Source organism: Amycolatopsis sp. NPDC003861 (assembly GCF_053605405.1).
This window is the reverse complement of record NZ_JBSGJD010000355.1, coordinates 1-7,570: the sequence shown is the minus strand read 5'-3', so window position 1 is coordinate 7,570 and position 7,570 is coordinate 1. Positions and strand designations below refer to the sequence as shown.

8 protein-coding genes and 1 pseudogene are annotated in these 7,570 nt (G+C 69.9%); all 9 read left to right on the top strand.

The genetic code is table 11. The features are described from left to right. A pseudogene (locus tag ACWEVN_RS44560) lies at positions 1–525 on the top strand (bifunctional DNA primase/polymerase); the annotation flags it as partial. Positions 526–762: 237 nt separating this feature from the next. Further along, positions 763–1,797 carry a DUF4192 domain-containing protein gene (locus tag ACWEVN_RS44555; protein WP_452055313.1) on the top strand — a complete coding sequence of 345 codons (1,035 nt, stop codon included), beginning with the start codon at positions 763–765 and terminating at the stop codon, positions 1,795–1,797. Positions 1,798–2,480: 683 nt separating this feature from the next. After that, the gene (locus tag ACWEVN_RS44550; protein WP_452055312.1) at positions 2,481–3,776 is read left to right on the top strand and encodes a hypothetical protein; all 1,296 of its coding nucleotides are present in this window, start codon (positions 2,481–2,483) and stop codon (positions 3,774–3,776) included. Continuing rightward, positions 3,764–4,570 carry a hypothetical protein gene (locus ACWEVN_RS44545; RefSeq protein WP_452055311.1) on the top strand — a complete coding sequence of 269 codons (807 nt, stop codon included), beginning with the start codon at positions 3,764–3,766 and terminating at the stop codon, positions 4,568–4,570. Before ACWEVN_RS44550 ends, ACWEVN_RS44545 begins: the two co-directional genes overlap by 13 nt. Before the next feature lie 129 nt (positions 4,571–4,699). Beyond that, positions 4,700–5,182, top strand: a complete 483-nt coding sequence (locus ACWEVN_RS44540) for a hypothetical protein (RefSeq protein ID WP_452055310.1) — start codon at positions 4,700–4,702, stop codon at positions 5,180–5,182. A 29-nt stretch (positions 5,183–5,211) separates the two neighbouring features. Continuing rightward, positions 5,212–5,502, top strand: a complete 291-nt coding sequence (locus ACWEVN_RS44535) for a hypothetical protein (RefSeq protein ID WP_452055309.1) — start codon at positions 5,212–5,214, stop codon at positions 5,500–5,502. Positions 5,503–5,696: 194 nt separating this feature from the next. Next, the gene (locus ACWEVN_RS44530; protein ID WP_452055308.1) at positions 5,697–5,885 is read left to right on the top strand and encodes a hypothetical protein; all 189 of its coding nucleotides are present in this window, start codon (positions 5,697–5,699) and stop codon (positions 5,883–5,885) included. A 3-nt stretch (positions 5,886–5,888) separates the two neighbouring features. Continuing rightward, a complete protein-coding gene (locus tag ACWEVN_RS44525; protein ID WP_452055307.1) occupies positions 5,889–6,326 on the top strand; it encodes a hypothetical protein in 438 nt (145 codons plus the stop codon). Positions 6,327–6,380: 54 nt separating this feature from the next. After that, positions 6,381–7,421 carry a DUF4192 domain-containing protein gene (locus ACWEVN_RS44520; protein WP_452055306.1) on the top strand — a complete coding sequence of 347 codons (1,041 nt, stop codon included), beginning with the start codon at positions 6,381–6,383 and terminating at the stop codon, positions 7,419–7,421. The last annotated feature ends 149 nt before the right edge of the window (positions 7,422–7,570 follow it).

Below are 7,570 nucleotides of genomic sequence, written 5' to 3'. Positions count from 1 at the left end.
GGGCTCGGCTGGCACGTCGACACCCGCGGCCCCGGCGCCCTCGTCACCGCGCCCGGCTCGCTGGCCACCGTCCACGGCGTGCCCGTGCCCTACACCGTCACCGGGGACCTCCCGGTCGCCATCCTCCCTAGCTGGCTGGTCACCGCCCTCACCCCACTGCCTCCACCACCGCCGGACGCGGCCCCACCCTCTCCGCTTCCGGCGACCAGCCGCCGGGTCACCGCCTACGTCCAGGCGGCCCTCGACGCCGAGTGTCGCAACGTCGCGACCGCAACCGAAGGCCACCGCCACATCACGGTGTTCGCCGCCGCAGCCGCTCTCGGCGAGCTGCTCGGCAACGGCTGGATCAGCGCCGCCGCGATCACCCAGCACCTGACCGACGCCGCCCGCCGGCACCTCGGTGTCGCAGACTTCAACCACACCGAGCTGAGCAGAACCATCCGCGACGGCATCGCCGCGGGACGTGAACACCCGCGCGTCCTCACCGACCGCGCCGCCCCACGGCCCAGCCGCGCACGCGCGTAGGAGCGACGACGCGCCGATCCGGCAAACACCCGGCACCACAACAAGGCCGGCGCGCTCCGGGAGCAGCCGGTCAACCGCGCCCGGCACGAAATTCAAGCCCGTTGAGGGAAACCAGCCGCCGCGACCCATAAAACCGGACACCACAACCGTTCGCCGCGCCCTCATCCCAGCGCAAAGGCGCTTCCCACCACCACTTCCCGTAGACGCTCGTCACCGCCCCCTTTCGTGAGGTTTCCGATGCCTGAAGCCATCTACCTGACCGACGCCGACCTCCTTGCCGCGATCCCAGCCACGCTGGGATACGTGCCCGCCGACTCACTCGTCCTCGTCGCCGCCACCGACCGCGGCGACGGCACCGCCCGCATGGGCCCCATCACCCGCTTCGACCTCGACACGGTCGTCCGCCGCCCCGGCTACATTGTCTCCAACCTGCAGCAGGTTCTCGCCGACAAGCCGGTCATCCGCCTCATCGGCGCCGTCGTACACGACAACACCGACACCGGCGACCTGCCCTACCGCCCGCAGCTGGCCACCTTCACCCAGTGGCTGCACGACTGCGGCTTCACCAACATCGAACTCCTGCACCTGCCCGGCTTCGCCCCCGGAGTCACCTGGTCGTGCTACGACGTCGAGACCCACACCGGCACCCTGACCGATCCCATCACCTCACCCGTGACCACGCACGTCATCACGGAGGGCAATCGTATTTACCGCAGCCGCGCCGAATTTCTGCAGCAGTTCCTCCCCGCTGACGCCGATACCCGCACCCGCATCGCCGCCCTCGCCGACCCGATCACCGACGAGGTCGAGCGAGAAGAACTCGCCGACGACCGCCCGCGCCTGCGCCGGCGCCTAGACCGGCTCGACGATGCCGTCAGCGCCGCCACCGGCAGGCACGTGCCGACCGACGAGAAAGTGATCGCCGACCTGCTGGCCGCACTCGCCAATCTTCGCCTTCGCGGTATCCACCTCACCCAGGCCACCGCCGAGAAGGCCACGGCCGCACACGCGCTCTGGTTGCACCTGTGGCGGCACGCCCCCGAACGGTACGCACCGGACATGGCTGCCTTGGTTGCTACGACGGCCTACCTGTGCCACGACGGTATTTCCGCCGCTGCGATCTTCGCCAAAGATCCGCGGCCGACCCAGCTCAGTCGCCTGGTCCGCGCAATGCACCGCAACGGTATCGACCCGGCCACGGTCGGCCCGGACTTCTTCACCATCTCTCAGGAACTGCGCACCGAACTGACCACGTCCGCACCCGACCTCTGAGGCACCTTCGACACTCCTGAATGGACATACCTCGCCGTACTTCCTCCCGACGTTGCTCACTTTAATCTCGGCGCCTCTGCGACGACGGAAACAGCTACCGGAAGACGCTGACGGTGAGAACCGGTGGCTGTCGCGATCTCGCGTCAGCACTGTGCCAGGACAGAAAATCCAGGTAGGGCACGAACAACACCCCGGCACAGTCGGGGTGTGCAGGCGATCGAGAGCACAGCACCCCCAGTCCCGGGGCGCCTGAACCCGGCGCCCGGCCACATCCGGCGCGGGTGAACCGGCGCTGCGGCACCGCGCGCCCACGCGTTTCCGATCGCCGGTTCACACCGGCCGGACGAGCCCGCCGGGCTTCACGCCCCGGGCCCGCGGGCGCTCAAACCCCGTCGCGTCCCGCACACCGATGAGGCCCGGGAGGCCACCACAGCAACAACGATAACCGTCCACAGGCGACAAGCCGCCATAGGCGGACCAGCCAGCTGATGCTTCTCCGCTCGGTGTCCCAGCCGGGGCTTCCCTACCCGGACCGGGCCACCGTCCCCGAGGGCCGGTAGCGCGGTGCGCGCCGAACACCCAACACCGCGCCACGGCTCTCCCTTCTGTCCATGCGCCCCTCCCGGGTTTTCCCGCCGGGAGGGGCGCTTTTTCACGTCTACAGCGCGAAAGGCCACTCCGCCATGACCACACCTGTCGACGACATCGTCCGCTGCGACGACTGCGGCAGCGAAACCACGACGCCGTTCCATCTGAGCCCCACGCTGGCCGTCTGCGACGACTGCGTCCGCACCCTGCACCAGTGCAGCGGCTGCGGGCAGATCACCGACGTCACCTCGGCCACCGACAACGACGGCCGCATCTGCGAGTACTGCGAGCGCGCCGAGCGCTACGGCCCCTGCGATCAGTGCGACATCCTCATCCGCGACGGATTCCTCTGCCGAAGTCACGCCCTCGACGAGGCCGACGAGTCCTTCACCTGCACCCGGTGCTCGGGCCTCGTGCCACTGCGGATGTACGAACCGCTCCACGCCACCGGCGGCCGCCAGCTGTGCCCGAACTGCCTCGACGGTTTCGACCTGTGCGACCACTGCGACCACTACGACGACGCACTCCGCAGCACCGAGACCGGCCGCGACCTGTGCGACGACTGCGCCGGTCAACTCGACTACTACGAGTGCAGCGTCTGCACCACCCTGATCGACAGCGGGACCTACTGCGAAGACCACGACACCGACGACGACCTCGACGGCCTGCACGGCTACTGGTACAAGCCGAAACCGGTCTTCCACGGCATCGGCCCCCGCTACCTCGGCTTCGAACTGGAAATCAACGTCCCGCACGGACACCTCTCCGACCGCATCAACGACACCGTCGACACCCTCGATGACCTCGGCTACCTCAAAGAGGACCAGAGCATCGACCACGGCTTCGAACTCGTCACCCACCCGATGGCCTACCGCTGGGCGCTGGACTCCTTCCCCTGGCATCTGCTCGAGACGCTCGAGCGCGCCGGCTGCAGCGGCGACGGCAACGGATTGCACGTCCACATCAGCCGCGCGGCCTTCGCCGGGCCGTGTCACGTGTTCCGGTGGATGAAGTTCGTCTACCGCAACGCCTCCGACGTCCAGACCCTCGCTCGCCGCTCCAGCAGCTACGCCGCGTTCCGCGATTCCGAGCGCGACAACATCAAAGACGCCTGCAAGGGCGGGTACTACGGGCCGCGCGGCTCCGCGATCAACACCCAGCCCGACGAGACCTTCGAGCTGCGGGTCTTCGCCTCCAGCCTCGACATCCAGCACGTGCAGGCCGCGCTCGCCTTCGCTGATGCCTCCGTCGCCTACACCCGCGACCTCACCATCCCCGACATCACCACGCGCGGCGGATGGACCTGGCCAGCTTTCACCCAGTGGCTGCGCACCCGCCCGCAGTACGCGCCGCTCACCGCCGAACTGGAGGACCTGGCATGTGCATGCTGACCTACCTTCCCGCCGGGATCCAGCCCGACACCACCGCCCTGGCCAACGGAGCCGTGCACAACAACGACGGCCACGGCTACGCCATCGTCGCCGATGACCGCGTCATCACCGGCCGCGGCATGGACGCCGCCGCCGTCATCGACGAGTTCGCCGCCCTGCGCGGCCTGCACCCCGACCAGCCCGCCCTCTTCCACAGCCGCTTCGCCACCCACGGCCCGGTCACCGAAGACAACATCCACCCCTTCCCGATCGGCGGCGACCCCCGCACCGTCCTGGCCCACAATGGAGTCCTGCCGAAGAAAGCCCACCCGCGCATCGGTGATCCGCGGTCGGACACCCGCGTCGCGGCCGACGACATCCTCTCCGCGAAGCGATTCCTGGCCATCGATCGCCTGGCGACCCGGCAGCGCATCGAGTCCTGGCTCGGCGCGTCCAACAAGCTGGTCATCCTGACCGTCAACCCGCGCTACCCCGACCACGGCTACCTGTTCAACGAGCACGCGGGGTACTGGGACAACCGGTCCTGGTACTCCAACCTCGGCTACCTCGACACCCACCCCGGCCAGACCGCGTGGTGGGGCCTGGACGACGGCTGCCACTACTGCGGTGTCACCGATGCCGTCGACCCTGGAACCGGGCTGTGCCTGGCGTGCGGCGCGTGCCCCTTCTGCGCGGCCGACAACCAGCCCTGCCCATCCTGGTGCTACCGGTTGCTCGTCGGCGTCTGCTGCGTGGACTGCGGCGAGGGCCTCGACGACTGCGTCTGCGTCGTCGCACCCGCCCTCAACGCCTGACCGTCTCGTCCTTCGACTGCTGGCCCGGGCGCGGCGGCTGCCGTCGCGCCCGGGCGGAAAAGGATTGCCATGCCCTCCTGCCCCGCCTCCGCCGACTCGGCACCACCGATCCCCGCTGCCTTGGCACACTTGCCGGTCCTCGGTGGTCTCGTCATCCCCTGGGTGACGCCCCGCACTGCCGATGGCCGGTATCTGCTCGGCGCGGTCGATGCCGCCAAGACCCACACGGCCATCCGCCGGCGGCTCTGCGGCGTCTGCGGCCGCGCCCTCGGCGATCGTCTGGTTCTGCTCGTACGCGAGTCCGACCTGGCCCGCTGCGCGAGCACCGAACCTGGGCTGCATCCGCTTTGCGCCGCCTACACCATCGCGGCCTGCCCGATGATCGCCGGGCGCCGCAGCCACTACCGCACCAGTGCCCACAAGATTGACGCCGACGCCGTCCACGGCGCGGACGTCAACCGGCGCCTCGGTGCACCCGCCGAGGCTTGGCATGCGGTCTGGCTGACCCGCTACGACGTCATCACCCTCTACGGCCACCCCGCCGCCTGCTATCTGCTCGCGCCGCCGCTGCGCATCCGCCCGGTCAGCACGCCGCCGCAACACAGCTTCTGACGTTCCGCCAATCCGGAAAGGACACTCCTGTGCCGTCTGGCGAAGCGCTGGTGTTCATCGCCAGCAAACACACCACCCCGACCCGCCAGCGGGTTCTCTGGCGGGTCAGCGTCGCTGACGCCAAGAAGATCTGCAGCGACTCCCGGACCGCCGGACCCCACTACATGCTGTGCTTCACCACCAGGAACATCGACGATCCCGCCGCCTTCGTGTACGTACCCGACGACGGCCGCCACGCCGAGGTCCTGCGCGACCACAACATCCGTGTCATCCGCGGTCACGCCACACCTCAGCCAGCCGCGAAACCCCCGCCGCAGTAGCACCCCACGCCCCGGCCAGCCGCAGCGAGGCCGTCCGAGCACCTCGTGTTCAGTGCGGACGGTCGCGGCCAGGAAAGCACGCCCAGGACCCCGGCGCCGACCTCACGCAGCCCGGCCGCGCCGAGCTGCCCGAGCGCCGGGGCCCCTGGCGTGCTGGTCGGGCGCGGTCATCCGCACCCGACACGGAGGTTCCCGTGACCGCATCCACCGCCCCCAACACCAGTGACCACAGCGATTTCGCTGACGAGCTGGCGTGCCGGCTGATCGAAACCGAACTCGGCGGCCGCCGGATCGTCTCCGACACCGCAGAACCCGGCGGTCACTCCGCGGTATGCGCGCGCCAGCCCCACCTTGTCGGCGGCGCCACCACGGTGGAGGCCTGACCGATGCCCGAGAACCAGCTGTGGTTCAGCCCCTATGACTGGAGCCGCTCCTACGTGCTGCCCGAGTCGGTCACCTGCAACATCCCCCGCCGCGGCAGCCTCGACGACCTCGGCGCCTGGAACGTCGCGCGCGGCGTCCTCGTCGAGCTGTGCCGGGCGCTGCCCGCGATACCGGTCTCGCTGCTCTACGACGAGCCCGTGCAGCGCCGCGACTGGACGCGGATCGCGATCCGGGTCACCGCCCGCGCCCGCCGCCGCGACGGACGGGACGTGATCGTCATCTACCGCAGCGAACGCACCGACGCCGCACCCTGGCCGGACTTCTGGAGCGTCGCGGTCAACGGATTCATCCCGGCCTCCGGCCGGGACGTCCGGCGACCGTCGCCGTCCTGGATCGCCCACACCGCCGCGCAGACGCTGCGCACCGAACTCGGTCACTGATCCTCACCCGGTCCCCGCCGACAGCCCTTAACCCTCCTGTTCGGAAGGACGCTCATGCCCCTCACTCCCGCCAGCACCACGACCATCGTCGCCAGCCTCCCGGCGCTGCTCGGCTTCATCCCCGACGACTCCCTGGTGCTGACCACTGCGCTCACCAACGACGATGGCTCGGTCACCACCGGCCCGCTCGCCCGGATCGACCTCACCCGCCTCACCGGCCACGCCGAAGACTGCGCGCGGCACTTCAACCGGCAATGCGGCAACCTGCCAGTCCTCTGCGTCATCGGCATCGTCGTCCGCACCGTCGACGAGGACAACGCCGACGGGTCGCTTCCGCAGCGCGCCGACGTCGACAGCGTTATCGAGCAGCTTGTCGAACACGGATTCACCGACGTGGACGTCGTGCACGTGCCGGCCGTCGCCGAAGGCGCGCGCTGGCGCTCCTACCGCGACCCCGACCGCACCGGTGTCCTGCCCGACCCCGCGTCGACCGCGGCCGCGGCGGCCGCCGTCGCTGCCGGACACACCATCGCCGCCAGCCGGGACGACCTCGCGGCGCGATTCACCCCCGCGCCCGAGAACCTCCGCGCACGTCTGCAGCCCCACATCGCCGACGCCGTCACATCCGCCGCCATCGACGAAAGCTGGCATCTCGCCGCACACCTTCGCCTGGCCCGCGCCGACGCCGCGATCCGTGCTGTCGCCCACGGCGAGCTGCCCACCGACGATGCGACCATCGCCGATCTCGCCGCCACCTTCTCCACCCTGTCGTTCCGTGACGCGCTGCTCGCTGTCCCCGATGACGCGACGCGCCTGGCCACCGAGAACCTGGTCCTGCACCTGTGGCGCCACAGCTGCGACCCGGTCGCCGGCCAGCTGTCCATCGTCATCGCGGTGCACGCCTACCTGCGTGGCAGCGGAACCGTCGCGCGGATCGCGCTCGAGAACGCCGACCCCCAGCAGCCCATGACGTTGCTGCTCTCCACTGTGCTCGACCACGCGATCGCACCGTCGGAGATCCGACACGTAATCGAGAACGCCAGCGCCGACGCTCGCCGCACCCTGCTCAGCGAGCCCGCGATCGACCAAGCGTGATACCTGCGGCGATCGGTTAGCTCTCCGCCGGGCTGGAAGAGCCCGTCCTGGTACCGACACCGTCCGCCCAGCATCGCGTATGCGCGGTGGGAAAGCTCTTTGCCGGGCTCCTGCTCCCGGCCGTGGCGGCCTCGCACGACTGTGCGAGG